24 protein-coding genes are annotated in these 23,552 nt (G+C 71.7%); 9 read left to right on the top strand and 15 right to left on the bottom strand.

What is annotated here, in order from left to right; all coding sequences use genetic code 11:
* Positions 1-9 precede the first annotated feature (9 nt).
* Together DEJ08_RS05275 and DEJ08_RS05270 are read left to right on the top strand one after the other, a co-directional pair.
* Positions 10-672, top strand: a complete 663-nt coding sequence (locus DEJ08_RS05275) for a response regulator transcription factor (RefSeq protein ID WP_027464682.1) — start codon at positions 10-12, stop codon at positions 670-672.
* 13 nt (positions 673-685) lie between these two features.
* A complete protein-coding gene (locus DEJ08_RS05270) occupies positions 686-1,543 on the top strand; it encodes an EamA family transporter (RefSeq protein WP_111054855.1) in 858 nt (285 codons plus the stop codon).
* Positions 1,544-1,610: 67 nt separating this feature from the next.
* Here the strand turns inward: DEJ08_RS05270 and DEJ08_RS05265 are convergent, their stop codons facing one another.
* The gene (locus DEJ08_RS05265; protein ID WP_163343414.1) at positions 1,611-1,763 is read right to left on the bottom strand and encodes a hypothetical protein; all 153 of its coding nucleotides are present in this window, start codon (positions 1,761-1,763) and stop codon (positions 1,611-1,613) included.
* Between the two features lie 101 nt (positions 1,764-1,864).
* The gene (locus tag DEJ08_RS05260; protein WP_111047786.1) at positions 1,865-2,194 is read right to left on the bottom strand and encodes a hypothetical protein; all 330 of its coding nucleotides are present in this window, start codon (positions 2,192-2,194) and stop codon (positions 1,865-1,867) included.
* Between the two features lie 257 nt (positions 2,195-2,451).
* Here DEJ08_RS05260 and DEJ08_RS05255 point away from each other — a divergent pair, with 257 nt between their 5' ends.
* Positions 2,452-3,033: a hypothetical protein gene (locus tag DEJ08_RS05255; RefSeq protein WP_146248512.1), complete on the top strand. Its 582-nt coding sequence runs from the start codon at positions 2,452-2,454 to the stop codon at positions 3,031-3,033.
* 18 nt (positions 3,034-3,051) lie between these two features.
* Here DEJ08_RS05255 and DEJ08_RS05250 read toward each other — a convergent pair whose 3' ends face one another.
* The 7 genes from DEJ08_RS05250 to DEJ08_RS05220 form a co-directional block, all read right to left on the bottom strand.
* Positions 3,052-4,713 (bottom strand): dipeptide ABC transporter ATP-binding protein, encoded by a 1,662-nt coding sequence (locus DEJ08_RS05250; RefSeq protein WP_111054853.1) that lies wholly within the window; start codon positions 4,711-4,713, stop codon positions 3,052-3,054.
* Positions 4,710-5,291: a GbsR/MarR family transcriptional regulator gene (locus DEJ08_RS05245; protein ID WP_111054852.1), complete on the bottom strand. Its 582-nt coding sequence runs from the start codon at positions 5,289-5,291 to the stop codon at positions 4,710-4,712. Before DEJ08_RS05245 ends, DEJ08_RS05250 begins: the two co-directional genes overlap by 4 nt.
* The gene (locus DEJ08_RS05240; RefSeq protein ID WP_258367133.1) at positions 5,288-6,697 is read right to left on the bottom strand and encodes a serine hydrolase; all 1,410 of its coding nucleotides are present in this window, start codon (positions 6,695-6,697) and stop codon (positions 5,288-5,290) included. The genes DEJ08_RS05245 and DEJ08_RS05240 overlap by 4 nt, the downstream gene beginning before the upstream one ends.
* An 84-nt stretch (positions 6,698-6,781) precedes the next feature.
* Positions 6,782-7,672, bottom strand: a complete 891-nt coding sequence (locus tag DEJ08_RS05235) for an ABC transporter permease (RefSeq protein ID WP_042538539.1) — start codon at positions 7,670-7,672, stop codon at positions 6,782-6,784.
* A complete protein-coding gene (locus DEJ08_RS05230) occupies positions 7,669-8,610 on the bottom strand; it encodes an ABC transporter permease (RefSeq protein WP_027464675.1) in 942 nt (313 codons plus the stop codon). The genes DEJ08_RS05235 and DEJ08_RS05230 overlap by 4 nt, the downstream gene beginning before the upstream one ends.
* A complete protein-coding gene (locus tag DEJ08_RS05225) occupies positions 8,610-10,004 on the bottom strand; it encodes a M14 family zinc carboxypeptidase (RefSeq protein ID WP_111054851.1) in 1,395 nt (464 codons plus the stop codon). Before DEJ08_RS05225 ends, DEJ08_RS05230 begins: the two co-directional genes overlap by 1 nt.
* A gap of 8 nt (positions 10,005-10,012) precedes the next feature.
* Positions 10,013-11,599, bottom strand: coding sequence for a peptide ABC transporter substrate-binding protein (locus DEJ08_RS05220; protein ID WP_258367132.1), 1,587 nt, complete (start codon positions 11,597-11,599; stop codon positions 10,013-10,015).
* Between the two features lie 179 nt (positions 11,600-11,778).
* Between DEJ08_RS05220 and DEJ08_RS05215 the strand changes: the two genes are divergently transcribed.
* The gene (locus tag DEJ08_RS05215; protein ID WP_111054849.1) at positions 11,779-12,438 is read left to right on the top strand and encodes an FMN-binding negative transcriptional regulator; all 660 of its coding nucleotides are present in this window, start codon (positions 11,779-11,781) and stop codon (positions 12,436-12,438) included.
* Positions 12,435-13,907 (top strand): amidohydrolase, encoded by a 1,473-nt coding sequence (locus DEJ08_RS05210; RefSeq protein WP_111054848.1) that lies wholly within the window; start codon positions 12,435-12,437, stop codon positions 13,905-13,907. The genes DEJ08_RS05215 and DEJ08_RS05210 overlap by 4 nt, the downstream gene beginning before the upstream one ends.
* 41 nt (positions 13,908-13,948) lie before the next feature.
* Here DEJ08_RS05210 and DEJ08_RS05205 read toward each other — a convergent pair whose 3' ends face one another.
* The 3 genes from DEJ08_RS05205 to DEJ08_RS05195 are packed head-to-tail and all read right to left on the bottom strand — an operon-like array spanning position 13,949 to position 16,091.
* Positions 13,949-14,878, bottom strand: coding sequence for an Fpg/Nei family DNA glycosylase (locus tag DEJ08_RS05205; RefSeq protein WP_071246661.1), 930 nt, complete (start codon positions 14,876-14,878; stop codon positions 13,949-13,951).
* Between the two features lie 36 nt (positions 14,879-14,914).
* Complete coding sequence (locus DEJ08_RS05200; RefSeq protein WP_027464669.1) at positions 14,915-15,403, bottom strand: ribose-5-phosphate isomerase; 489 nt, start codon at positions 15,401-15,403, stop codon at positions 14,915-14,917.
* Positions 15,404-15,449: 46 nt separating this feature from the next.
* Positions 15,450-16,091, bottom strand: a complete 642-nt coding sequence (locus tag DEJ08_RS05195; RefSeq protein ID WP_111054847.1) for a helix-turn-helix domain-containing protein — start codon at positions 16,089-16,091, stop codon at positions 15,450-15,452.
* Here DEJ08_RS05195 and DEJ08_RS05190 point away from each other — a divergent pair.
* A complete protein-coding gene (locus DEJ08_RS05190) occupies positions 16,090-16,608 on the top strand; it encodes a GNAT family N-acetyltransferase (protein WP_111054846.1) in 519 nt (172 codons plus the stop codon). The genes DEJ08_RS05195 and DEJ08_RS05190 overlap by 2 nt on opposite strands.
* Positions 16,609-16,665: 57 nt before the next feature.
* On the opposite strand, the gene DEJ08_RS05185 is transcribed toward DEJ08_RS05190, so the two are convergent.
* The gene (locus DEJ08_RS05185) at positions 16,666-17,226 is read right to left on the bottom strand and encodes a mycothiol-dependent nitroreductase Rv2466c family protein (protein ID WP_245164596.1); all 561 of its coding nucleotides are present in this window, start codon (positions 17,224-17,226) and stop codon (positions 16,666-16,668) included.
* Positions 17,227-17,439: 213 nt separating this feature from the next.
* Here DEJ08_RS05185 and pepN point away from each other — a divergent pair, with 213 nt between their 5' ends.
* From pepN to DEJ08_RS05170, 3 genes are all read left to right on the top strand, one after another.
* Complete coding sequence (pepN, locus tag DEJ08_RS05180) at positions 17,440-20,019, top strand: aminopeptidase N (RefSeq protein ID WP_111039296.1); 2,580 nt, start codon at positions 17,440-17,442, stop codon at positions 20,017-20,019.
* A gap of 73 nt (positions 20,020-20,092) precedes the next feature.
* Positions 20,093-21,160: a mechanosensitive ion channel family protein gene (locus tag DEJ08_RS05175; protein WP_111054845.1), complete on the top strand. Its 1,068-nt coding sequence runs from the start codon at positions 20,093-20,095 to the stop codon at positions 21,158-21,160.
* 56 nt (positions 21,161-21,216) lie between these two features.
* Positions 21,217-21,678, top strand: coding sequence for a globin (locus tag DEJ08_RS05170; protein WP_241660472.1), 462 nt, complete (start codon positions 21,217-21,219; stop codon positions 21,676-21,678).
* Positions 21,679-21,886: 208 nt separating this feature from the next.
* On the opposite strand, the gene DEJ08_RS05165 is transcribed toward DEJ08_RS05170, so the two are convergent.
* Entirely contained in the window at positions 21,887-22,729 is an 843-nt protein-coding gene (locus DEJ08_RS05165; protein ID WP_111054844.1) for an NAD-dependent epimerase/dehydratase family protein, read from the bottom strand.
* A 55-nt stretch (positions 22,730-22,784) separates the two neighbouring features.
* The gene (locus DEJ08_RS05160) at positions 22,785-23,486 is read right to left on the bottom strand and encodes a DUF8185 domain-containing protein (RefSeq protein ID WP_071405518.1); all 702 of its coding nucleotides are present in this window, start codon (positions 23,484-23,486) and stop codon (positions 22,785-22,787) included.
* Positions 23,487-23,552 lie beyond the last annotated feature (66 nt).

The following is a 23,552-nucleotide window of genomic DNA, read 5'->3' as shown; positions in this document are numbered from 1 at the left end:
CTGGTCGGCATGACAGACGGCCCGGATGCAGCACGCATCCGGGCCGTCGTCGTCGACGACGCCGTCCTGCTGCGCGAGGGCCTGGCCCGCGTGCTCGACGAGGCCGGCATCGACGTCATCGGGCAGTACTCCGACGCCCGGGCCTTCCTGGCGACGCTGCCCGAGGGTGCGCCAGACGTCGTGGTGATGGACGTGCGGATGCCGCCGACCTTCACCGACGAGGGTGTCCGCGCCGCCGTCGAGACCCGCCGGATCGCTCCACGGACGGGTGTGCTCCTGCTCTCCCAGTACGTCGAGGCCACCTACGCCGAGGACGTCCTCGCGGCCGGCGCGACCGGCATCGGCTACCTGCTCAAGGACCGCGTCACCCGGCTCGAGGAGATCGACGACGCCGTCCGCCGCATCGCCGCCGGGGGCACCGTGCTCGACCCCGAGGTCGTCACGCAGCTGATGAGCCGCCGCCGCGACCCGCTCGCAGCCCTGACCCCGCGCGAGCGTGACGTGCTCGGGCTGATGGCCGAGGGCCGCACGAACGCCGCGATCGCCCGCGCCCTGGTGATCGGTACCGGTGCCGTCGAGAAGCACGTGTCGAGCATCTTCGGCAAGCTCGCGCTCGAGGACACCGGAGAGGACCACCGCCGCGTCCTCGCCGTCCTCGCCTACCTCGGATGAGCCGAGCCCTCGGATGAGCCGGGTCCCCGCACCCCTGCTGGCCCTCACCGCGATGGTGTCCGTCCAGCTCGGCGCCGCGATCGCGAAGACCCACTTCGACGACGTCGGCGCGGTCGGGGCCGCCACGCTCCGGCTCGTCATCGGTGCCGTCGTGCTCGCCCTGGTGGTCCGTCCCCGCGTCCGGCACTGGACGCGGGCGCAGTGGCTCGGTGCGGTCGGCCTCGGCCTGGCGCTCGGCGGCATGAACGTCTTCATCTACCTGTCGTTCGCGAGCATCCCGATCGGTGTCGCCGTGACGATCGAGTTCCTCGGGCCGCTCGCCCTGTCGCTCGTGCACACCCGGCGCTGGCGCGATGCCCTGTGGGCCGTGCTGGCGCTCGCGGGGGTCGTGCTGCTCGGCGTCGGCCCGACCGCGGTGACCGAGGTGGGCGGGGTCGTCTGGGCGGTCCTCGCCGCTGCGTGCTGGGCGGGCTACATCGTGATGAACCGGCACGTCGGCGCCGCGATCCCCGGCGTCGACGGTCTCGTCGTGTCGATGGTGGTCGCGATGCTCGTGTCGTTGCCGTTCGGGCTCCGGTCCGCGGTGGACGGCGTCCTGCGCGAACCGACGCTCCTGATCGTCTTCGGCGCCGTCGCCGTGCTGTCCAGCGTGCTGCCGTACGCCCTCGAGATGCTCGCGCTCCGCCGGATGCCGACACGGGTGTTCGGCGTGCTGCAGAGCCTCGGCCCGGCGATCGCCGCCCTGGCCGGTCTCGTCGTGCTGGCCGAGGGGCTCTCGGTGCTCGAGACGGTCGCCCTGGCGTGCGTCACCGCCGCGAGCGTCGGCGTGACGCTCTCGGCCCGTCGCCGACGCGGCGGACCGGTGGGATGAACGAAGAGGAGGCCCGGATCACGTCCGCCGACGGCGGTGCGTGATCCGGGCCTCCTGAGAAGACCGTCTACTCGTCGCGCAGGAAATCTGCGTACGTGGGTTCCGACTGCTCACCCGACAGGAGGGACGGATCGTTGATCCGCCGCTCGACGTAGGCGCTGATGACCTCGGGCGGGGTGAGCACGTGGGCGACCCAGGACGGCACCGCTGCGTTCTTCATGGTGCCTCCTTCGTGGGTACGGGTCCGGATCGAATGCCTCGATCAGTGAGTTACTTGCTGAACCCGCGTTCGCTAAACCATCCTCGGGGTGCAGGTGGAAGTCAATGCAGTGCGTTCTGCGGACTCCGGTTCGCGCTGTCGCGGTCGGCACGGAGCGTGCGGTGCTTCACCGCTGAGCGCCACACCCATGCCTCGGCCTGCTGCCCGAACTGCGCCCACTCCACCAGCACGGCATCCCGGGTCCAGCTCTTCGCGAAGGCCTTCACCCGGACGTGGAAGGTCGGGAACTGGATCCACGCCCAGACCGGCTTCGGGGTGACGGCGTGGCAGACGTCGCCGCCGCGGGCGTCCTCGGACAGGGAGTACGCGCGCGGACGCTCGACCTCCGGGTGTTCCGGGGGCTGCCACCGGTTCTCGCGACGCCGTCCCACGACGGTATTCGAACGTGTGTTCGAACGACAGTCAAGTCGACCGCGCCGTCTGGACGACGACCTGGCATCGGACGGGCGTGTCGTCGTCGGGCGGCGGGGCGGGGCGGACGGGCACGCGTTCCCGTGTCGTTGACGGTTCTGGTTCACGATCCCCGGGCGGCGCGAACCGGAACCGTCATCGCGCGGACACGAACGTCCGTCCCTCGCCGGGCGGAGAGGTGTTCCGCTGGCGGGGTCCCGGGGCATAGTGTGCGGGCATGCAGAGCAGCACGGGGGTACGGGTGGTGTCGGCGGCCGCGGTGGTGGCGGCGCTGGTGTTCGGAGCGGCCGGACTGGTCGGGACGGTCTGGCTCGCGCCCTGGGACCTACCCCGCGGGCTGCTCCTCGGCGCCACGGTCGTCGGGGGCATCGCCGCAGTCGTCGTGCTCGTCGCCGCGGTGCGTGCTCGAGACCGCCGGGCGCTCACGTTCGCGGTGTCCGTGCTCGCGTTCGCGCTCGTGTCGCTGGTTCCCGGACTGTTGATCGACGTGTTCCTCGTCGTCGCGCAGGCGGCGCTCGTGGCCTTCGGCGTCGTCACCGTCCGGAGTGAACCGGGTGCGCAGCGGGCCTTCGGCTGGATCGTCACGGTGGCGGCTGCGGCGTGGTTCGTCACCGCGCTGCTGTCGGGGACCGTGCTCCTCACGGCGCTCCCGCAGGAGTCGCTCGGTGTCGCCTTCGCGGTCCCGGGCCTGCTGCAGACCGTCGCCTACCTGGCCGCGGCCGTGCTCGTCGCCGTGCCGCTGCTGCGCCCGGTGGGCCGCGGGGCCGGCGTGCTGTGGGCCTCGGCCGAGGTGCGCTGACCCGGACTCTCGCCCGCCTCAGCCCGCGCGAGCGGCCAGGCGCTCGGAGCGTCGGCGTGCCTGCTCCGCGGGGTCCGGCACCGGGGCGGCCTGGATGAGCCGTCGTGTGTACGGGTCCTGGGGCGAGCGCAGGATGGCGTCGCGCGTGCCGTGTTCGGCGACCCGGCCGCCGTGCAGCACGACGACCCGGTCGCACAGGGTGTCGACCACGGCGAGGTCGTGCGTGACGAACAGGCACGCGAACCCGAGGCGCTCCTGCAGCTCGCGGAACACGTCGAGCACGCGGGCCTGCACCGACACGTCGAGTGCGCTCGTCGGCTCGTCGGCGATCAGGAGGGCGGGGTCGAGCGCCACCGCGCGGGCGATCGCGACGCGTTGCCGTTGGCCCCCGGAGAGCTCGTGCGGGTAGCGCTCGGCGTACCCGCCGTCGAGACCGACGTCGGCGAGGAGCCGTTCGACACGCTCCTCGACCTGCGCCGCCGGCAGCCGGAGGATCTGACGGAGCGGCTCGGCGACGGTCTGCCCGACCGTGTACCGGGGGTTGAGCGACCGGAGCGGGTTCTGGAACACCACCCCGACGTGCTGGCGCATCTGCCGGCGGGCGGCTCGTCGTGCCCCGGCGACGTCGGTGCCGTCGACGACCACCGAGCCGGAGGTGATCGGCGCGAGGCCCACCGCGGCCCGGCCGATGGTGGTCTTGCCACTGCCGGACTCCCCCACCAGGCCGACGATCTCGCCACGGCCGACGGTGAACGACACGTCGTCGACGGCACGGAAGCGCCCGCGCAGGGCGCCTCCGTACTCGACCACGAGGTGCCGGACGTCCAGGACGGCGGCCGGGGGCGACGTGGCGGAGCCGAGCCGGGCCTCCAGGCCGGACCCGGTGCCCATGCGCGGGACCGCAGCGAGGAGTTCGCGCGTGTAGTCGGCGGACGGTGCGGCGAAGACCGCCTCGGCGGTGCCGGTCTCGACGACGCGGCCTCGGCGCATCACGACCACGCGGTCGGCGAGGTCCGCGACGACGCCCATGTCGTGGGTGATGAGCAGGATCGCGGTGCCGGTGCGCTCGCGCAGCGCGCGGAGGACGTCGAGCACCTCGGCCTGCACGGTGACGTCGAGGGCGGTCGTCGGCTCGTCCGCGATGAGCAGGTCCGGGTCGGCGGCGAGCGCCATCGCGATCATCACGCGCTGGGCCTGCCCGCCGGAGAGCTCGTGCGGGTACTGGCCCAGGCGGCGTTCGGGTTCGGGGACCTCCACGGCGCGGAGCAGCTCGAGCGAGCGCTCCCGGACGGCGGCGCGGTCGTGCTGGCCGTCGGTGCGTCGGACGGCCTCGGCGAGCTGGAACCCGATGGTGAACACCGGGTTCAGGGCCGCGGACGGGTCCTGGAAGATCATCGACACGCTGCGGCCCCGGACCGACCGGAGGGTGCGCTCGTCGGTGCCGATGACCTCGAGGTCGCCGAGCCGGATGCTCCCCGAGGCGCGCGCACCGTCGGGGGCGATGCCCATCGCGGTCATCGCGGTCATGCTCTTGCCGGAGCCGGACTCCCCCACGACCGCGACGACCTCGCCCCGGGCCACGGTGAACGAGGCGTCGTCGACGGCGCGGACCACCTCGCCGTCGACGTCGAAGGTGACGGTGAGGTGCTCGACGGTCAGGACGTCGGTGGTGCCGCTCATGGGGTCTCCGGGGGGTCGGTGTCGTCGCGGGCGGCCTTGAAGGCCTCCCACTCCTCGAGCATCTTGCGGTGGTAGCCCTGCAGCCACTGCATGTAGTCGCGGCCGTTGAGCAGTCGCTCGCGGACCTCGGCGTCCACGTCGCCCGTGCCGGTGCGGCCCGCACCCTCGACGACGGCGAGCCCGCGGCCGATGATGTCGCGCTGCCGGTCGAGGTACTTCCGTTCGCTGGCGAGCCAGGAGCCCCAGACGTCGGCCTCGGCGCGGAAGTAGTGACTGCGCTCGCCGGGGACGATGTGGCGCTTCACGAACCCGGAGTCGACGAGCCGTCGGGTGGCCATCGACACCGACCCCGAGCTGGCGCCGAGCGCTGCCTGCAGGTCGGACGACGACGAGTGCGGTGCGCGGGTCATCATCAGGTAGCCGAGCACCCGGGCGTCGGTGAGGGGCATGCCCGCGCCGTCGTTGAGCATCAGGGCGAACTCCTCGACGAACGCCTGGCGCTCCGGTCCGAGCAGCCGGTCGTCGGCGGCGTCGGTGCCGGCGCCGTCGGTGCCGTCGGTGCCCCGGTCGTCGGTCACGAGGCCAGCCCGGCGGCCACCTCGGGTCGCTCGTCCGGGATCGACCACGGCTCCTGCGACATGCCGCCCCCGCCGCGGATCGCCCGCACGGTGCCGTCCTCGTCGCGGGTGTAGGTGATGTCCTCGTCGACGGAGCCGAAGCGGTTGCCGTGGGTCATCCGCAGGGTGTCGGCGTCGACGACCTCGAGCCGGGTGGGGGTGTCCATCGGCTCGGGGCCGGACGGGTCGACCTCGACGAGCCGGTCACCGATCCGGGCGACGTCGGTGACGCCCCACGGGTTGGCGAAGCGTCCGGTGAAGGCGGCGGTGTCGACGTCGTCGGGTACCGGGGTCCCCGGGGCGTCGGCGTCGGCTGCGGCGTCGAGCATGGCGACGACCGCGGTGGCGATGAGCGTGGCGGGTCCGGCGGCGGCACTCGTGAGCACGGACACGACGAGCCCGGACGCCGGGTCGAACATCGACTGGGTGATGTGGCCGGGGAACCCGCCCGAGTGGCCGCGGATCTCCCGTCCGCCGATCCGGTCGACGATGAACCCGGCACCGTAGCCCCGGGCTGCGGGGTCGTCGGTGGCGCTCCAGGCCTTCCGCTGCGCGAGGCGCTTGGAGTGGTCGTCGAGCAGGGTGCCCTGCCCGATCACGTGCTGCGAGAAGTAGCGGACCAGATCGGACGCGGTGCCGTGGAACCCGGTGGCGGCGGCCATCGCGCGGGTGTCGACGTGGTCGATGCGCTGCCGGTGCCGTGCGGTGTGGAAGCCGGTGTACCCGACCACGAAGTCGTCGGCGCGTGCGGGGTCCCAGTCGGGGCCGGTGTTCCGCAAGCCCAGGGGTTCGGTGATCGACTCGCGCACGAAGTCGTTGTACGACTGCCCGGACACCGCGGCGATGACCAGGCCGAGCAGGGAGTAGCCGAGGTTCGAGTAGTTGAACGACGAGCCGGTCGGCACCTTCTGGCCGCGGTCGAGCACGAGCGCCAGGAGTTCCTGCTCGTCGGGGAACGGGCGGAGCAGGGACCAGTAGTCGCCGTCGTGTCCGTCGCGGATGACGCCGGCGCCCATCTCCATGAGCTCGCGCAGGGTGGCGTCGGCGAGCGGGGAGCCGCCGTCGACCAGTGCCGGGACGTACGTGCCGACGGTGTCGTCGAGCCGGAGCGACCCGCGCTCGGCGAGCTGCAGCAGGGCCGTCGCGGTGAAGGTCTTCGAGTGCGAGGCGATGCGGAACAGGTCGGTGGTGGTCAGGCGGCGCCCCGCCTCGACGTCGGCGTAGCCCCAGGCCTCGTCGAACAGGACCTCGCCGCCGTACCCGACGGCGACCTGCACGCCGGGCACCCGCAGCTGCCACACCTTGTACGACACCCACTCACGGATGTAGGGCAGGGTCTTCCGGTACGCGGAGAGGGTGTCGGTCACGGTGGTCCTTTCGAAGGGCGGTGGTTCGAGTCTGGCGCGTCGGTCGCGACGGTGCCCGCCGCGACGCGGTGTGTGCCGTGCCGGTCAGCGCCGACGTGGGTCGAGCGCGGCGCGCAGCGTGTCGCCGAGCGCGATGACGGCGAGCACCGTCACGGCGAGGAACGCCGCCGGGGCGATGAGCATGTGCGGGGCCCGGAGGAACTGCGACGTCGCCGCGGACAGCTGCAGCCCCCACGAGATCGCCGGACGTTCCAGCCCGATGCCGAGGTAGGTCAGCGACGACTCGGACACGATGACCCCGCCGACGGTGATGGTGGCGAGCACGAGCAGCGGCGAGATCGACGACGGCAGCACGTACCGGGTGGTGATCCGCCACGTCGACAGCCCCATCGTCCGGGCGGCGAGCACGAACTCGGCTCCCCGGACGCTGCGGACGCTCGACCGCACGAGCCGGGCCATCGTCGGCCACCCGAACAGGGCGAGCACGAGCGACACGGTGAGCACCGACCGCTCCCCCACGCTGTTCAGCACGACGACCGCGCCGAGCAGGAACGGGAACCCGAGGAACACGTCGGTGAGCCGGGCGAGGACGGCGTCCACCCACCCGCCGACCATGCCCGCGACGGTCCCGACGACGACCGCGACCATGCCGGCGAGCAGGGTCGTGAGCACCGCGACGGCGATCGACGACCGGGTGCCCCAGATGACGTTCGCGTACACGTCGCAGCCCTGCAGGTCGAAGCCGAACGGGTGCCCGGCGGTCGCTGACGCCCCGCTCCGGCCGAGGTCGCACACCCGGGGGTCGCCGTGGCCGAACAGCCCGGCGAACAGCTGCGGGAACGCCGCGATGAGCAGGACCACCACGAGCACCGACGCGGGCACCCAGAACCCCGGCGTCCGTGCGGCGGCGAGCAACGGCCGACGCCGGACCCCGACGACGGGTTCGACGGTGGCGCCGAGGGCTTCGGTGGTCATCGGGAGGCTCCTGTCCGGACGCGCGGGTCGAGGGCGGCGTGCAGCAGGTCGACGAGCACGCTCGTGACGAGGAACACCAGGATGAGGGCGGTCGAGATGCCGACGACGACGGCACCCTCGTGCGAGCGGATGCCCTGGAACAGCAGGTTCCCGACGCCCGGCAGGTTGAAGATGCCCTCGATGATGACGGTGCCGCCCATCAGGTACCCGAGGTCGGTCGCCAGGTAGGTGGCGGTGGGGATGAGCGAGTTCCGCAGCACGTGCACGCCGACGATCCGGCCCGGCGCGAGCCCCTTGGCGCGGGCCGTCCGGACGTAGTCGGCGTCGAGCGTCTCGATCATCGACGTCCGGGTGAGCCGGGACACCGCGGCCAGGCCGAACAGGGCGATCACGAACGCCGGCAGGACGTACGCGGTCGGCCAACCCGCGGTGACGCCCGCGACCGGGAACCAGTGCAGCCGCACCGAGAACACCAGCTGCAGGGCCACGCCGAGCACGAACACGGGGACCGCGCCGACGACGATGGTGCCGACGAGCACCGTCTTGTCGAGCACGGTGCCGCGCCTGAGCGCCGAGACCACGCCGAGCCCGATGCCGAGGACGATCTCGAGCGCCCACGCGCTGAGCGCCAGCGTGATCGTCACCGGCCACCGTGAGGCCATCTGCTCGCCGACGGACTGCCCGTTGAAGTCGGTGCCGAAATCACCCCGGAACAGGCCGCCCAGGTACTGCACGTACTGCAGCCACAGCGGCTGGTCCAGGTGGTACTCGGCCCGCAGCGCCCGCACGACCGAGTCGGTGAGGGGGCGCTCACCGCCGAGCGCCTTGATGGGGTCGCCGGGCAGCGCGAACGTCATCGCGTAGATGAGGAAGGTCACCCCGAGGAACACGATGACCAGGCCGCCGAGTCGGCGACCGACGGCGAGCGTCGGACGCATCACGCGCCTCCCGACACGGCCGCCGACACCGGACGGGAGGCGCGGGTCGGGTCCGCCACGTGGCTCGCGCAGGCGAGGATCGCCCCGTACTGCACGCCCACGAGCTTCCCCACCGGGATCGGCTGCGCACCCGTCGACGCGTCCGCCTGCCAGCGCGCGTAGCGCTCGGCCAGGCGGTCGCGGAGCCGTCGGAGCGGCGCGGACGCCGTGCCGGCGGTCGTCTCCGCCTCGACGGCGCGCAGGAGCATGCCGCCGTAGCGCAGGCGGAAGCAGCGGACAAGGTCCTCGCAGCCGAAGCGCTCCGCGACGGTGGCCGTCCGGTCGGCCGGTTCCCGTTCGGCGCGGCGGCGGTCGGTGTCCGCCATCCCGACGAGCATCGGCACGAACGCCCGGGAGGCCTCGACGAACGGGGACGGGATCGAGAGCATCGGCGACGCCTCGTCGAGGAACGCCTGCAGTTCCGCACCCGAGGCACCGAGGTCGTCCGCGCACCGACGGAGCAGGTCGGCGTACGACTCGTCGGTCGGGGTCTGGTCGTCGGCGTCGGGGTGGCTCCAGTACGGCAGCTCGGCCACCATGCAGAGGGCGCCGTGCCGCATCGCCCACGCCGCGCTCGACCCACCGTGGATGTGCTCGCCTGGGTCGACGCCGAGTTCCTCGAGGTAGGCGTACGCCGTCTCGATGCCGTCCATCGCGAACACCGCCGGGGCGAGCTCCCGCAGGTACGGGGACTCCGGCTCCCCCGTGTCGAGCGGCAGCCCGAGTGCGGCCGGCACCGCGTGCAGCGTGTCGACGACGTCGGGCAGGTCCTCGGACAGGTAGTAGTAGACGCCGCCCATCTCGCCGTTGTGCAGGCTCACGAGCAGGTCCGGCTCGGTGTCGTCGATGAGCCGCATGAACGCGAGCGTCTCGGGCAGCACCTGGTCGAAGTACACCGACTTGTAGCTGTTCGGGAACGTCCACTCGACCTGGCTGTCCGGGGCCGGCCGGTAGAAGTGCCGCGAGTAGAACACGCGGTCGTGCGGGTCGTGGAACCACGCCTCGTTGAGCCGCATGCCGTCCGGGTCGATCGTCGGGACGATGTGCCAGGTGACGTCGAGCCCGGCCACCCGCTCGTCACCGAGGGCCGTCTCAGCGAGGTGCAGCGCCGTCCACGAACCGATCGGCTCGTTCGGGTGCACCCCGCCGACCACGACGGCCGCGTGCGACCCGGTGCCGATGCGGTAGCTGTGCAGGGGTTCGCCGAGGCGGCTCGTGCCGATCCGGGTGACCGTGACCCGGTCGGGGTGCGCCGCGGCGAGCGCGGCGAACCGGGCGTGCAGGTCGTCGACGAGCGGGAAGCCGTCGCGGTCGGGGACGTCGCGGACCAGGTCGAGGACGGTGTGCTGCTCCATGCCCCGCCCTACTTCACGGCGATCTGCGCGATCACGGGGCTGCCCGCCACCGCCGGCAGCTTCGCGATCTTGTCGCTCGTGACGTACGAGTACTTGTCGAAGAAGGTCGGGACGATCGGGAAGTCCTGCAGGACCGCCTGCTGCGTCTTCGTGTAGTACCCGTTCGCCTCGTCCTGGGACCCGGCGGAGTCGGCCTTCGCGAGCAGCGAGTCGACGTCGTCGGACTGGTAGTAGCCGGTGCACGGGGAGCAGCCACCGGCCGTGGTGAACAGCGCACGGAGCGTGTTCTGCTGGCTGATGTACAGCGCGCCCCAGTGGCCGAAGTGCGGGCCGGCGACGGTCTTGTCGGTGAGCTCTGAGTAGTAGGACGCCCAGTCGGTGGTGGCCTTCGCCTCGGCGTCGACGCCCAGGTTCTGCCGGATCTGGTTGGCGTACGCCTCGTACAGGGAGTCGAGGCCGGTGCCGCCCGGGTAGACGAGCGTCATGGTGCCGTCGAACCCGCCGGCGCTGGCGAGGAGCTTCTTCGCCGCTGCCGGGTCGAACTCGCAGGCGTCGCCGCAGATGCCCTCCTCGGTGCCGGACATCGACGGCGGGGTGAGTGCGGTGGCCGGGTCGTACAGGCCGCCGTAGATCGCGTCGTTGACCTCGTCACGGTCGATCGACATCGAGATCGCGCGGCGCACGTCGGGGTCGGAGTACCGGTCGTCCCACAGCGGGAACCCGAGGTAGTCGATGCCGGGGGCGTCGAAGGAGTGCAGGCGGTCGCCGAAGTCGGCCTTCGCGCTCGTCATCTTGTCGGTCGGCAGGAACAGCACGTCGGCGTTGCCGGCCAGGACGTCGGTGTACGCGGTGTTCATGTCGGAGTAGCTGCGGAAGGTCACCTCGTCGGTGGCGGGCTTCGTGCCCTCGTAGTCCTTCCAGGCCGTGACGGTGAACTCCTGGTCCGCCTTCCACGCCTTCGTCATCTCGTACGGGCCGTTGCCGATCGGCTTCTTGTCGTACGCCTTCAGGTCGTCGTAGGCAGCCTCGGGCATCGGGTAGAACGCCGTCTGGGCCTGGCTGAGCTGCAGGGGGAACTGGCTGTCCGCGTGGGTGAGCGTGACCGTGAAGGTGTCCTTGCCGGTGACCTTCAGCCCCGACATCTCCTTGGTCTTCGGGGTGCCCTTCGCCGGGTTGAGGTCCGTGTACCCGACGATCCCGGCGAGCTGACCGCTGTTCTCCCACGCGTTCGGGCCGTAGGCGACGTGGTTCCAGGCCTTCACGTAGCTCTCCGGCGTCACGGCCTCGCCGTTCTGGAACGTCCAGCCGTCCCGCAGCGTGATCGTCCACGTGGTGGCGTCGTCGCTTTCGACGCTCTTCGCCGCCACGTCCTGCAGGTCACCGTCGGCGTCGGTCTGGGTGAGCGGCGCGAAGACGCTCATCACCTGGTCGAAGGCCACGGTCTGCCGGCCCGGGGTCAGGTGGTCGGGTTCGCCGGTCGCGTAGACCAGGCTCGAGGGAGCGTCGTCGTCAGCCGCGCCGCCCGCCGAACAGCCGGTCGCCACCAGTGCCAAGGTTGCCGCCGCGGCCAGCGCGGCGATCGTCCTGCGTCGCATGATCTCTCCTCGATCGGGTGCGGCCGGATCCCTGCCCGGTCGTCGTGGTGGGAAAGCTAGGACGGTTCGAATCCCGACCACAAGACTTCTTTCAATGCACTCTGAGAGTTTTACCGCGCAGAAACACTGACGAAACGACACCCGTCGCGCGACCGGGCCCGTTGTGCCACGCTCGGAACATGCGCCACACACCGCACTTCCTGATGACCGACGTCGACGAGGTCCGACGCCTCATCACCGGGAACCCGTGGGCGACGATCGTGTCGCACACCGCGGCCGGGCTGGTGGCGTCGCACTACCCGGTGCTGCTCGAGACCCCCGGCCCCGACGACGACCCGGACGCCCTCGTCCTGGTGTCCCACGTCGGCCGCCCCGACGAGGTCGCGCACGAACTCGGACGGCACGAGGTCCTCGTCGTGTTCCAGGGCCCGCACGGCTACGTCTCCCCCGCCTGGTACCCGCCGGAGCAGTTCGTGCCCACCTGGAACCACGTCACCGCCCACGTCTGGGGCACCCCCGAGATCCTCTCCGACGACGAGAACTTCCGGGTGCTCGGCGAACTCGTCGACCACTTCGAGCACGTCATGCCCTCGCCCGTGTCGTTGCAGATCGACGAGGAGACCGCCCGCCGGATGGCCAAGGGCACCGTGGGCATCCGGATCCGCGTCACCCGGTTCGACGCCCGCGCCAAGCTGTCGCAGAACAAGGCCCCCGAGGTGATCGACCGCATCGTCGCCGGGCTGCGGGGCGACGGCCCCTACGCGTCGCCGGCGCTCGCCGACGAGGTCGAGCGGGTCCGGCCCGTCCCATCCTCGGCGAACGGCCTGGAGGCGTCGTGACGGACATCCTGCTCCGCACCGTCCGGCGTGTGGGCACCTCCGGGGCCCCTGCCGACGTCCGCATCGTCGACGGGCGCGTCACCGAGATCGCACCGACCGGCACCCTCGACCCCACGAGTGTCGACACCGACGTGGTCGAGGCCGCCGGTGCCTGGCTCGGCCCGGGGCTCCGCGACCACCACACGCACTTCGACCAGTGGGCACTCGTCCGTCGCCGTGTCGACGTCACCGGCTGCGACTCCGCCGAGGCGACCGCCGACCTGCTCGCCGCCGTCGCCCGGGCGGGCGTGACGGACCGCGTCCTGGTCGGACACGGCTACCGCGACGGGATGTGGCCGCGCCCGGCACGACGCGAGCTGCTCGACCAGGCCGCACCGGGCTTCCCGGTCGTCGTCATCAGCGCGGACCTGCACGCGGTGTGGTGCAACGCGCTCGCGCTCGCACACTTCTCGGCCGCTGTCGGCCGCCCGCTCGAGGCGGGTGAGGACGGGGTCCTGCGCGAGCAGGACGCGTTCGACGTGACCGGAGCGCTGTCGCAGGTGCCGGACGACCTGCTCGACGCCTACGTGGCGGACGCTGCCGAAGCCGCGGCCGCCCGCGGGGTGACGGGCGTGGTCGACCTCGAGATGCGCTTCGGACTCGACCGCTGGCGCCGCCGGATCCACGCCGGCACCGACGCGATCCGGGTCGCGTCCGGGGTGTACCCGGCCGAGCTCGACGAGGCCATCGCCCGGGGGCTGCGGACCGGCGCCGTGGTCGACGGCACGCGGGGCCTGCTCACGATGGGGCCGTTCAAGGTGGTCACGGACGGGTCACTCGGCACCCGGACCGCCGCCATGACCGACGGCTCCGGTGTGCTCGCCTGGCCGTTCGAGGACCTCGTCGCGATCACCCGCCGTGCCGTCGACGCCGGACTCGTCCCCGCGATCCACGCGATCGGCGACCGGGCGAACACGCTGGCCCTCGACGTCTTCGAGACCGTCGGGACCCGCGGCACGATCGAGCACGCGCAGTTGCTCGTCGACACCGACGTCGACCGGTTCGCCCGGCTCGGGGTCGCCGCGTCCGTGCAGCCCGAACACGCCATGGACGACCGGGACATCGCCGACCGGCACTGGGCCGGGCACACCGACCGGGCGTTCGCCTTCGCCTCGCTCGCCCGGGCCGGAGCGCGGCTGCTGCTCGGGTCGGACGCGCCGGTGGCGCCGCTCGACCCGTGGGTGTCGATGGCGGCGGCGGTCGGGCGGGACCGCGACGGGCGGGACCCGTGGCACCCGGCCGAGCGGCTCTCGGCACTCGTCGCGTGGCAGGGGTCGACCGACGGGCGCGTCGGCGTGTCCGTCGGCGACGTGGCGGACCTGGTGCTCGTCGAGACCGACCCGCTGGCCGCGTCCTCGTCCGCCGCACTGCGTGGCATGCGGGTGCTGGGGACGGCCGTCGCCGGACGGTTCACGTACCGGGAGCTGTGACCGGGCGGGTGTGCCCGGGCGGGTGTGCCCGGGCCCGTGGGCTACTTCTGGTCCTTCGGGCACCAGTAGAGCTTCCGGCCAGCCATGTCCGCCATCCGGATCTCGGTGCCGCAGACCCGGCACGGCTCGCCCTGCCGGTGGTACACCCAGTGGCGGTCCTTGCGGGAACGCAGGGCCTTCTTGTGGTCGGCCTCGGACAGGTCGTCCATCGTCATCATCAGGCCGTCGCGGACGCCGTCGTGCAGCAGCTTCGACCAGTCGGCCCAGAGCGCCTTGGCCTGCTTGACGGTGATCTTCTTGCCCGGCTTGTACGGGTCGATGCGCTGCCGGAACAGCAGCTCGGCGCGGTAGATGTTGCCGATGCCCGCCACGACGGACTGGTCCATGAGCAGCTGCCCGATGGCGACGTTCCGACGGCGGACGTTGTCGACGAAGGTCTTCTCGGCCTCGGGCCCGTCGTCGTTCATCGGGTCGGGGCCGAGCTTGTCGAGCGCACGCTGCACCTCGGCCGGGGTCTCCACCACGCACGCCGTCGGGCCGCGCAGGTCGGCGACGGTGTCCTCGGTGAGGATCCGCACCCGGACCTGGCCCACCGGGTCCGGCGGGAAGGACTCGATCGGGTCCTCAGCCTTCTCCTGCTCGGCCATCCGGTAGCGGGCGAGCCGCGGTGCGCCGATCGAGCTGAGCGACTCTTCGCGGTCGTCGTCGTCGGACAGCGCCTCGGCGGTGGAGATCACGCCCGCGAAGTCCCACGCCCCGTACAGGCCGAGGTGGACGCGGAGGAACAGGTCGCCCTCGAACTCCAGGAACATCTGCTTCGCCACCGCACGCGCGGCGATCATCCGCTTGCCGTCGAGCTGCGCGGCCCCGGCGGCGAAGCGCCCCTGGGGGCTCGACACCTCGCAGCGCTTGCCGACGAAGTGCCGGGTGAACTGGTTGGCGATGCGGTGGACGGAGTGACCCTCGGGCATGACTACCGTTCTACCCGGTACCCCTGACGAGCCGGACTACGCGTCGATCTGGCGGCCGGCGATCAGCCCGGTGGTCTCGTACTCGGCCAGCTGGGCGATGCGGCGGGCGTGGCGCTCTTCGCCCGAGAACGGCTCGGCGATGAACAGGTCGACGAACCGGATCGCCTCGTCCTCGGTGTGCTGGCGCGCACCGATGGAGATGACGTTGGCGTCGTTGTGCTGACGGGCGAGCAGGGCGGTCGACTCGTTCCAGACGAGCGCGGCGCGGATGCCCTCGACCTTGTTGGCGGCGATCTGCTCGCCGTTGCCGGAACCGCCGAAGACGACGCCGAGGGCCTGGACACCGGCGCGCTGGTCCTGCACCACGGCGTGCGCGGCGTTGATGCAGAACGAGGGGTAGTCGTCGAGCGCGTCGTACTCGGTCGGACCGTGGTCCACCACCTCGTGCCCGGCTTCGGTCAGGTGGGTTGCGAGGGTCTTGTTGAACTCGAGGCCGGCGTGGTCCGTTCCGAGGTGGATGCGCATGGAACCGATCCTATTCCTGCGGCTCCGGGGCCCGGACCACGACGGACTACGGTGCGCGGACCACCACCACGAGGTACCGGGTGGGGTCCTCGCCCGGGTTGCGGTAGACGACGTCGGCGGGGTCGCCGAGCTCGATCCGGTCCCCCGCCGCCAGACGCGTCGGCTCGCCGCCGACGACGACCTCGAGCACGCCCTCGACGACCCAGATGCAGTGCCGCAGGAACGCGTAGGCGGACGCCGGGTAGGCCACCTCGCGGCCGGCCGGGAGGCGCACCTCGGTGACGTCAGCGGGGAACGCCGCGCTCGAGACCGGACGGCGGCGGTACCCGGTGTCGGGATCGGTCCAGGAATCGGCGGTCGCGCCCCGTTGCACCCCGCGCGCCTCGTCGGGGTCCGTCACCCTGGGCACCTCGTGCTCCAGGGCATCGTCGAGGAGCTGCGAGATCGTCAGGCCGAAGGCACCGGACAGGCGACCGAGGATCGTCGCGGTGGGGCTGGAAACTCCGCGTTCGACCCGGTTGATCATCGCGCGGGAGACGCCGGACTCCTCGGCGAGCTCGGTGAGGCTCCACTTCCGCTCGGTGCGGAGGCGCTGGAGGCGTTCACCGAGCGCCCGCTGCTCGGCGACCGAGGTGTCGTCGGCGCCGGTTGCGGGATCGGCGTGCGCGTCGTCTACGATGTGAGACATGACGACAGCATATGCGACGAACGGGGTCGTGATCCGCGACTGCACCCCGACCGACCTCGACGTCGTGCACGCCCTGCACGTCGATGCCGTCCTGCACTCCACCGCCATCTGGCAGGACACCCCGCACCCGCGTGCGTACTTCGACGGGTGGCTCGCCGAGCGGCAGGGCGGCGGGTACCCGGTGGTCGTGGCCGAGGTCGACGGCACCGTGGCCGGCTACGCCACGTACTCGCAGTGGCGGCCGCACCAGGGGTACCGGCTGACCGTCGAGCACAGCGTCTACGTGGTCGAGGCGTTCCGCGGCCGGGGCATCGCGACGACCCTGATGGCCGAGCTGGTCGCGCGGGCCACCGCCGAGGGCCGGCACGTCATGATGGCCGGGATCTGCAGCACCAACACGGGGTCGATCGCCCTGCACGAACGCGTCGGGTTCACCACGGTCGCGGTCGTGCCCGAGGTCGGACGCAAGTTCGACCGCTGGCTCGACCTGACGCTCATGCGCCTGCCGCTCGTCTGACGCGACGGGCGCACCACGGGCCTCCCGGCCGCCCGTCCCCCGCTGGTCGGTACCGGTTCAGTCGGTGGTGTCGAAGATCGGGCCGACGGTGCGCGAGCGCTTGAGCTCGAAGAACCCGGGGTACTTCGCGACGGCGACGACGCCGTCCCACAGGTCGAGCGCCTCCTGGCCCTTGGGCGCCGGGGAGATGACCGGTCCGAAGAACGCGGTGCCCTCGACGGCGATGACCGGCGTGCCGACGTCCTGTCCGACGCGGTCGATGCCGTCCTGGTGGCTGGCGCGCACGGCGGCGTCGACCTCGTCCGTCCAGGCGTACTCGAGCAGGTCGGCGTCGAGGCCGAGCTCGGCGAGCACGGCGGGGACGACCTGCTCCGGGTCGGACTCCTGGCGGTGGTGGATGTGCTCGCCGAGGGCGTCGTAGAGCGGCTTCACGATGTCCTGCCCGAGCCGGAGCCGCGCCGCCGTGACGATGCGCGGGTAGACCTGACCGGCGTGCAGACGCTCCTTGTAGCTCTCCGGCACGTCCTGGTCCTCGTTGAGGACGAACAGGCTCATCACGTTCCAGGTCACGTCGAGGTCGCGGTGCTCGGCGACCTCACCCACCCAGCGGCTCGTCATCCAGGCCCACGGGCAGTTCGGGTCGAACCAGAACTCCACGGCGGTGCGCTCGGTGGTGGGGTCGGTCGGGTTGTCCACAGTCGTCTCGGTCACGATCCGAGCGTACGCGGCGTCGCTAGGCTGGAACCCATCGTCCCGCCGGCGCACGACGCCGTCCGGGGCCCCGTACGCGGACACCGATCGTCCGCGTCCCCAGCGAAGATGGAGCGTTGCGTGCCCGGAGAGAACCTCACCCGAATCGAAGCCCAGGAGCGCGCGGCCGTCGTCGCCGTGCAGACGTACGACGTCGAGCTCGACCTGACCCGCGGCGCCGACAGCTTCGGCAGCACCACGCGGGTGCGCTTCACCGCCACCGCCGGCGCATCGACCTTCATCGACGCCATCACGAAGACCGTGCACTCGATCACGCTGAACGGCTCGGCGCTCGACGTCGCCGCGGTGAACGACGGCGTGCGCATCCAGCTCGACGACCTGCAGGAGCAGAACGAGCTCGTGGTCGTCAGCGACGCGCTGTACACGAACACCGGTGAAGGCCTGCACCGCTTCGTCGACCCGGTGGACGACGAGGTGTACCTGTACTCCCAGTTCGAGGTCCCCGACTCCCGCCGCATGTTCGCGGTGTTCGAGCAGCCTGACCTGAAGGCCGAGTTCTCCTTCACCGTGACGGCGCCGTCCCGGTGGCAGGTCGTCTCGAACTCCCCCACGCCGGAGCCGCACGTCGACGGCGACGTCGCGACCTGGGCCTTCCCGCCCACCGCGCGCATCTCGAGCTACATCACCGCGCTCGTCGCCGGCCCGTACGAGGTCGTGCGCGACGAGCTGACCAGCCGCGACGGCCGGACGATCCCGCTCGGCGTGTTCGCGCGCAAGTCGCTCGCTTCGTACCTCGACCCCGAGTACGTGTTCGACATCACGAAGAAGGGCTTCGCGTACTTCGAGGAGAAGTTCGACGTCGCCTACCCCTTCGACAAGTACGACCAGCTCTTCGTGCCGGAGTTCAACGCCGGTGCGATGGAGAACGCCGGCGCGGTCACCTTCACCGAGACCTACGTGTTCCGGTCGAAGGTCACCGACGCCATCAAGGAGCGCCGGGTCGTCACGATCCTGCACGAGCTCGCCCACATGTGGTTCGGCGACCTGGTCACCATGAAGTGGTGGAACGACCTGTGGCTCAACGAGTCCTTCGCCGAGTGGGCCTCCACGATCGCCACGGCCGAGGCCACCGAGTGGACCGAGGCCTGGACCACGTTCCAGGCGATGGAGAAGTCCTGGGCCTACCGCCAGGACCAGCTCCCCTCGACGCACCCGATCGTCGCGACGATCAACGACCTCGAGGACGTCCAGGTCAACTTCGACGGCATCACCTACGCGAAGGGTGGCTCGGTCCTCAAGCAGCTCGTCGCCTGGGTCGGCATCGACGCGTTCTTCGCCGGTGTCTCCGCGTACTTCAAGAAGCACCACCACTCGAACACCGAGCTCCGCGACCTGCTCGTCGAGCTCGAGGCGACGAGCGGCCGTGAGCTGACCGAGTGGTCGAAGCTCTGGCTCGAGACCGCGGGCGTCAACACCCTGCGTCCCGAGATCGAGACCGACGAATCCGGCGTCATCACGTCGTTCACCGTCCTGCAGGAAGCCCCCGCCGACTACCCGACGCTGCGCCCGCACCGTCTGGCAATCGGCGTGTACGCCTTCCGGAACGACGAGTCCGCTCCGTTCGGCGCCGACACGGCCTCCGCCGGCGGCAAGCTCGAGCGGGTCCACCGCGTCGAGATCGACGTCGACGGTGCCCGCACCGAGGTGCCCGAGCTCGTCGGCGTCCAGCGCGGCGACCTCGTGCTGCTGAACGACGACGACCTGGCCTACGCCAAGATCCGTCTCGACGAGCACTCCCGGCGCACCGCGATCGAGCACCTCGCGTCGATCGCGAACCCGCTCGCCCGCTCGATCGTCTGGGGTTCCGTGTGGGACGCCACGCGCGACGCCGAGTCCCCCGCCAGCGACTACGTCCGCCTCGTGCTGGGCAACATCGCGACCGAGACCGAGTCGACGACCATCCGCACGACGCTCTCGCAGCTGCTGCTCACCGCACGCAACTACGTGGCACCGGGGTCGGTCGAGGCCACGGTCCGCACCGTCGGCGACACGCTCTGGCAGCTCGCGTCCTCGGCCGAGGCCGGTTCGGACGCGCAGTTCCAGTTCGTGAAGTTCTTCGCGCAGGTCCCGTCCACGCCCGAGCACGTCGCGACCCTGCAGGGCCTCCGCGACGGATCGGTCACGCTGCAGGGCCTCGAGATCGACACCGACCTGCGCTGGGAGCTGCTCGAGGGCCTCGTGCTCGCGGGTGCTGCGGACAACGCCGAGATTGACGCCGAGCTCGCCGCGGACAAGACCGCGTCGGGCGAGCAGGCCGCGGCCCGCGCCCGGGCGACGATCCCCACGGCCGAGGGCAAGCTGGCGGCGTTCTCGTCACTGGTCGACTCGTCCGAGCTGCCGAACGCCATCGTGCGCCAGACCACGGTCGGGTTCCAGCACGTGAACAGCCCGGTGCTGCTCGAGGGCCTCGTGCCGAAGTACTTCGAGGTGCTCACGCGCATCTGGGCCGAGCGCAGCTACCACATGGCCGACACCATCGTCTCGGGCCTCTACCCGGCGCCGCTCGCGTCGGCCGAGCTCCGTGACGCCGCCGCCGCGTGGCTCGAGGAGCACCCGGAGACGCCGGCGCTGCGCCGCATCGTGTCCGAGAGCCTCGCGGGCACCGAGCGCGCGCTCCGGGTCCAGGCCGCCGACGCCTGACCCCTGCTCTGATCCGGCGGGGTCTTGGTGTTCCTCCAGGGATGCCGAGGCCCCGCCCTTTACGATCGTCCGGATGATCTTCCTCGCTGCTTCGACCGACGACGCGTCCAAGTGGATGTCGAGCTCCTTCACCGAGTTCGTCACCGTCTGGCGTGTGCCGATCGTCATCGTGGTGACCGTGCTCGTCGCCATCGTCGTCCGGCTGATCCTGCGGCGCACGATCAAGCAGGTCGTCGACCGCATCGTGAACGGCGTCAAGAAGCGTCAGGGCGCCGCCGATACCCAGGCCCTCATCGCCTCACCCGTGCAGACCGCGCGGGTGGTGCAGCGGACCCGGACGCTCGGCAGCGTGCTCGAGAACCTGGCGACCGTCGCAGTGGTCATCATCGCCCTGGCCGTGATCATCCCGCAGGTCCTCCCGAACGCCGCGGTCGGCATCGTCGGTGGTGCGTCCCTCGTCGCAGCCGGCCTCGCCGTCGGCGCCCAGTCCATCGTGAAGGACCTGCTGTCCGGCATCTTCATGATCCTCGAGGACCAGGCCGGCGTCGGTGACGTCGTCGACACCGGTCAGGCCACCGGCGTCGTCGAGAACGTCGGGCTGCGCGTCATGCAGATCCGCGACGTGAACGGCATCCTGTGGTTCGTGCCGAACGGCCAGATCCTGCGCGTCGGCAACCTGTCGCAGGGCTGGTCGCGCGTGCTCGTCGACATCACCGTGCCCTACGACACCGACATCGACGCCGTGCAGGACGCCCTGCTCAAGGCCGCCGTCACGATGTCGCAGGAGTCCCGCTGGCGGCAGCGGATCGTCGAGAAGCCCGAGATCTGGGGGCTGCAGTCGATCACCGACGCCGGCATGGTCTTCCGCCTGGTCGTGAAGACCCGGGCGTCCGAACTCGACGTCGTCGGTCGGGAGCTCCGCACCCGCCTGAAGCACGCGGTCGACGAACTCGGCATCACCCTGCCGGCGATGGCGATGATCATGCCCGAGGGCTGGGAGAACGCCACCTCGATCAACGGCCTGCGCACCGTCCGGACCCAGCCGACGCCGGCACCCACGAAGCCCCGGCGCACCAAGCGCAACATCCTCGGGCAGCCGATCCGCACCGACGACCCCGACAGCGGGAAGGACCCCCGATGACCGACCCCGCACCCCCGAGCGGCACGGGCGCGCCCGGAGCACGCGGCTCGCTCGGCATGCCCGGCGCCCCCGGGATGCCAGGCTCCGTCGGCGTCCCGGCGCAGCCGATCACCCTGCGCGTCGGGGAGCACGGCGCCTCGGCCACCGGGTCGCTGTACGAGCGGATCGGCGGCGCCCCGACCTTCGACCGGCTCGTCCGGCGCTTCTACGAGGGCGTGCAGCAGGACGAGGTCATCTGGCCGATGTACCCGGCCGACGACCTCGAGGGTGCGATCTGGCGCCTCTCCGCGTTCCTGCAGCAGTACTGGGGCGGCCCGGGCACCTACAGCGAGCAGCGCGGCCACCCCCGCCTGCGGATGCGGCACAACCCGTTCCGCATCACGTCCGAGGCGCGGGAACGCTGGCTCCACCACATGCACGAGGCGGTCGAGTCGCTCGAGCTCGCGCCCCTCGACGAAGCCGAGCTCTGGGGCTACCTCGACCGCGCTGCCCACGCGATGACGAACACCTTCGACTGACCCGCGCGGCACACGCCGTCGTGTCGTCGAGACGCCGCCGAATCCGGCGGCGTCTCGACGCTCCCGCGGCGTCTTCCGCTGACGCCGGCGTGCAGTGATCGTCGCGAGCGGCGGACGGGAGGCCCGTGGCGGCGCCGCCACGGGCCTCCCGTCCGTCGCTCCCCGCGTTCTCGTGCCCGCGGGACGCCGGCGTCTTCGGGCAGCGCGGTCAGCGCACGGACGAGCCGGAGGCGAGGTCCTCGACCAGGGACGGCCGCGACGGTCGCCAGCCGAAGGCCGACCGGGCGTGTGCGCCGGACGCCTCCTGGTGCAGCAGCAGGGCGTCGGCGAAGTCCCGCCCGAGCCGTTCGCGGCTCGCGTCCACGCTCTCGGCGACGACCGGTGCACCGTGGGCCCCGGCCTCGGCGATCTGCCGGACGGTCGGGTTGTCGCCGGTCGCGGCGACGATGTACCCGTCGGGCTCGCCGCGGTGCAGCGCGAGGACGTAGAGCTCGCCGAGGTCGTCGACGTGCACCGTCGTCCAGCGCTGCGAGCCGTCGCCCACCAGCCGCACCGGCTGCTCGCCGTCGCTGACGAACATCGCCGGGATGCCGGCGCCGCGCCCGTAGACGATGCCAGGGGCGACGATGGTGCTCCGCACGTCGCTCGCCCGCAGCAGGGCCTCGTTCGGTCCGCGCCAGGCGGTCAACGCTGGCGGGTCGGTCGGCGACTGCTCGGAGATGTCCGTCGAGTCGCCGAAGGTGAAGATGCCGCCGGTGTGCACGAACGGCTTCGGTGTGCCGGCCAGGGCACCGATCGCGGTGCGGATGAAGTCCGGGTCGACGCCGGCCGCCGATGCTGTGTGGACGACGCCGTCGCTCTCGTGCAGCAGGCGTTCGACGACGTCGGTGTCGGTGACGTCGCCGACCAGGGCCCGGCCACCGGCGTCACGGACGTGCTGGGCCTTCTCGTCGGAGCGGACGAGCGCGGTCACCTCGTCGCCGTGGGCCACGAGGGAGCGGAGGACGGAGGAGCCGATGTAGCCGGACGCACCGGTGAGGAAGACGTGCATGCGGCCAGCCAACCACGGCGGCCGGGCGGTATGGTCGTCGTCGCCGTCGTCTTTGCTAGGAGCTCAGGGTCCAGGCGCGGCGCTTGACGAGCACGTGGCCGCGCGAGGTCGTGAGTCGGCTCCACGGACCCGTCTCGAACAGGCGGACCGGGTCGTGCCCGAGGAACCCGAGGCTCTCGCCCGCGAAGCCCGCACCGGCGGGCAGGTGCTCGACGCCGGGGACCGGTCGGCCCCAGACCTCGGCGCGGATTCGCCGGACGATTGCCTCGCCCGCGTTGGACGGCACGGCGTCGGCGACCTCGGCGATGCCGTCGCGTGTGGCGCGGCGGAGGAGTTCCGGTGAGACGTCCGGCAGCGGGACCCAGCCACCGCGGGGCGGCGAGATGGCTGCCCACGTCACGGTGTGCACCTCGTGCGGCAGCTCGACCTCGATCGGGGTGGCCCGCGTGGGGTCGGCACCCTCGGCGTGTTCGGCGTCCTGCGCCTCGGCGAGCAGGCGGAGGCGCTCGAGGAGCGACTGCAGCGGGACCACGGTGTCGATCGACGCGGGTTCGGTGAGCGAGAACGTGCGGAGCCCGAGCACCGTCGGCAGTTCGTCGAGCAACCCGAGCGGGTAGAGGATCGCCGTGTAGACGGCCAGGACGCCGGAGTCGGCGATGAGCCGGACCGAGCCGTCCTCGATCCGGGCGGCACGTCCGAGGTACGTGCGGAGGTCACCGAGTGAGGCGGCGTCGGGAAGCGTGAACGAGTTGCCCATGTCGCCACCGATCCTACCGGCCGTCGATGCCGCAGCACCTGGGCGTGGCGACCTGCGACGGCGGCG

This window comes from Curtobacterium sp. MCLR17_054, from assembly GCF_003234335.2.
GTDB lineage: Bacteria > Actinomycetota > Actinomycetes > Actinomycetales > Microbacteriaceae > Curtobacterium > Curtobacterium flaccumfaciens.
Note: the sequence above shows the minus strand (reverse complement) of the source record. Positions and strands in the feature narration are given on the sequence as shown.

What these genes read in the sequence shown, in the direction of transcription:
- DEJ08_RS05275 (WP_027464682.1), top strand. Translation starts at nt 10, where the DNA reads ATGACAGACGGCCCGGATGCAGCACGCATCCGGGCCGTCGTCGTCGAC.
- DEJ08_RS05270 (WP_111054855.1), top strand. Translation starts at nt 686, where the DNA reads ATGAGCCGGGTCCCCGCACCCCTGCTGGCCCTCACCGCGATGGTGTCC.
- DEJ08_RS05265 (WP_163343414.1), bottom strand. Translation starts at nt 1,763, where the DNA reads ATGAAGAACGCAGCGGTGCCGTCCTGGGTCGCCCACGTGCTCACCCCG.
- DEJ08_RS05255 (WP_146248512.1), top strand. Translation starts at nt 2,452, where the DNA reads ATGCAGAGCAGCACGGGGGTACGGGTGGTGTCGGCGGCCGCGGTGGTG.
- DEJ08_RS05250 (WP_111054853.1), bottom strand. Translation starts at nt 4,713, where the DNA reads ATGAGCGGCACCACCGACGTCCTGACCGTCGAGCACCTCACCGTCACC.
- DEJ08_RS05235 (WP_042538539.1), bottom strand. Translation starts at nt 7,672, where the DNA reads ATGACCACCGAAGCCCTCGGCGCCACCGTCGAACCCGTCGTCGGGGTC.
- DEJ08_RS05230 (WP_027464675.1), bottom strand. Translation starts at nt 8,610, where the DNA reads ATGCGTCCGACGCTCGCCGTCGGTCGCCGACTCGGCGGCCTGGTCATC.
- DEJ08_RS05225 (WP_111054851.1), bottom strand. Translation starts at nt 10,004, where the DNA reads ATGGAGCAGCACACCGTCCTCGACCTGGTCCGCGACGTCCCCGACCGC.
- DEJ08_RS05220 (WP_258367132.1), bottom strand. Translation starts at nt 11,599, where the DNA reads ATGCGACGCAGGACGATCGCCGCGCTGGCCGCGGCGGCAACCTTGGCA.
- DEJ08_RS05215 (WP_111054849.1), top strand. Translation starts at nt 11,779, where the DNA reads ATGCGCCACACACCGCACTTCCTGATGACCGACGTCGACGAGGTCCGA.
- DEJ08_RS05205 (WP_071246661.1), bottom strand. Translation starts at nt 14,878, where the DNA reads ATGCCCGAGGGTCACTCCGTCCACCGCATCGCCAACCAGTTCACCCGG.
- DEJ08_RS05200 (WP_027464669.1), bottom strand. Translation starts at nt 15,403, where the DNA reads ATGCGCATCCACCTCGGAACGGACCACGCCGGCCTCGAGTTCAACAAG.
- DEJ08_RS05190 (WP_111054846.1), top strand. Translation starts at nt 16,090, where the DNA reads ATGACGACAGCATATGCGACGAACGGGGTCGTGATCCGCGACTGCACC.
- DEJ08_RS05195 (WP_111054847.1), bottom strand. Translation starts at nt 16,091, where the DNA reads ATGTCTCACATCGTAGACGACGCGCACGCCGATCCCGCAACCGGCGCC.
- DEJ08_RS05185 (WP_245164596.1), bottom strand. Translation starts at nt 17,226, where the DNA reads ATGACGAGCCGCTGGGTGGGTGAGGTCGCCGAGCACCGCGACCTCGAC.
- DEJ08_RS05175 (WP_111054845.1), top strand. Translation starts at nt 20,093, where the DNA reads ATGATCTTCCTCGCTGCTTCGACCGACGACGCGTCCAAGTGGATGTCG.
- DEJ08_RS05170 (WP_241660472.1), top strand. Translation starts at nt 21,217, where the DNA reads ATGCCCGGCGCCCCCGGGATGCCAGGCTCCGTCGGCGTCCCGGCGCAG.
- DEJ08_RS05165 (WP_111054844.1), bottom strand. Translation starts at nt 22,729, where the DNA reads ATGCACGTCTTCCTCACCGGTGCGTCCGGCTACATCGGCTCCTCCGTC.
- DEJ08_RS05160 (WP_071405518.1), bottom strand. Translation starts at nt 23,486, where the DNA reads ATGGGCAACTCGTTCACGCTTCCCGACGCCGCCTCACTCGGTGACCTC.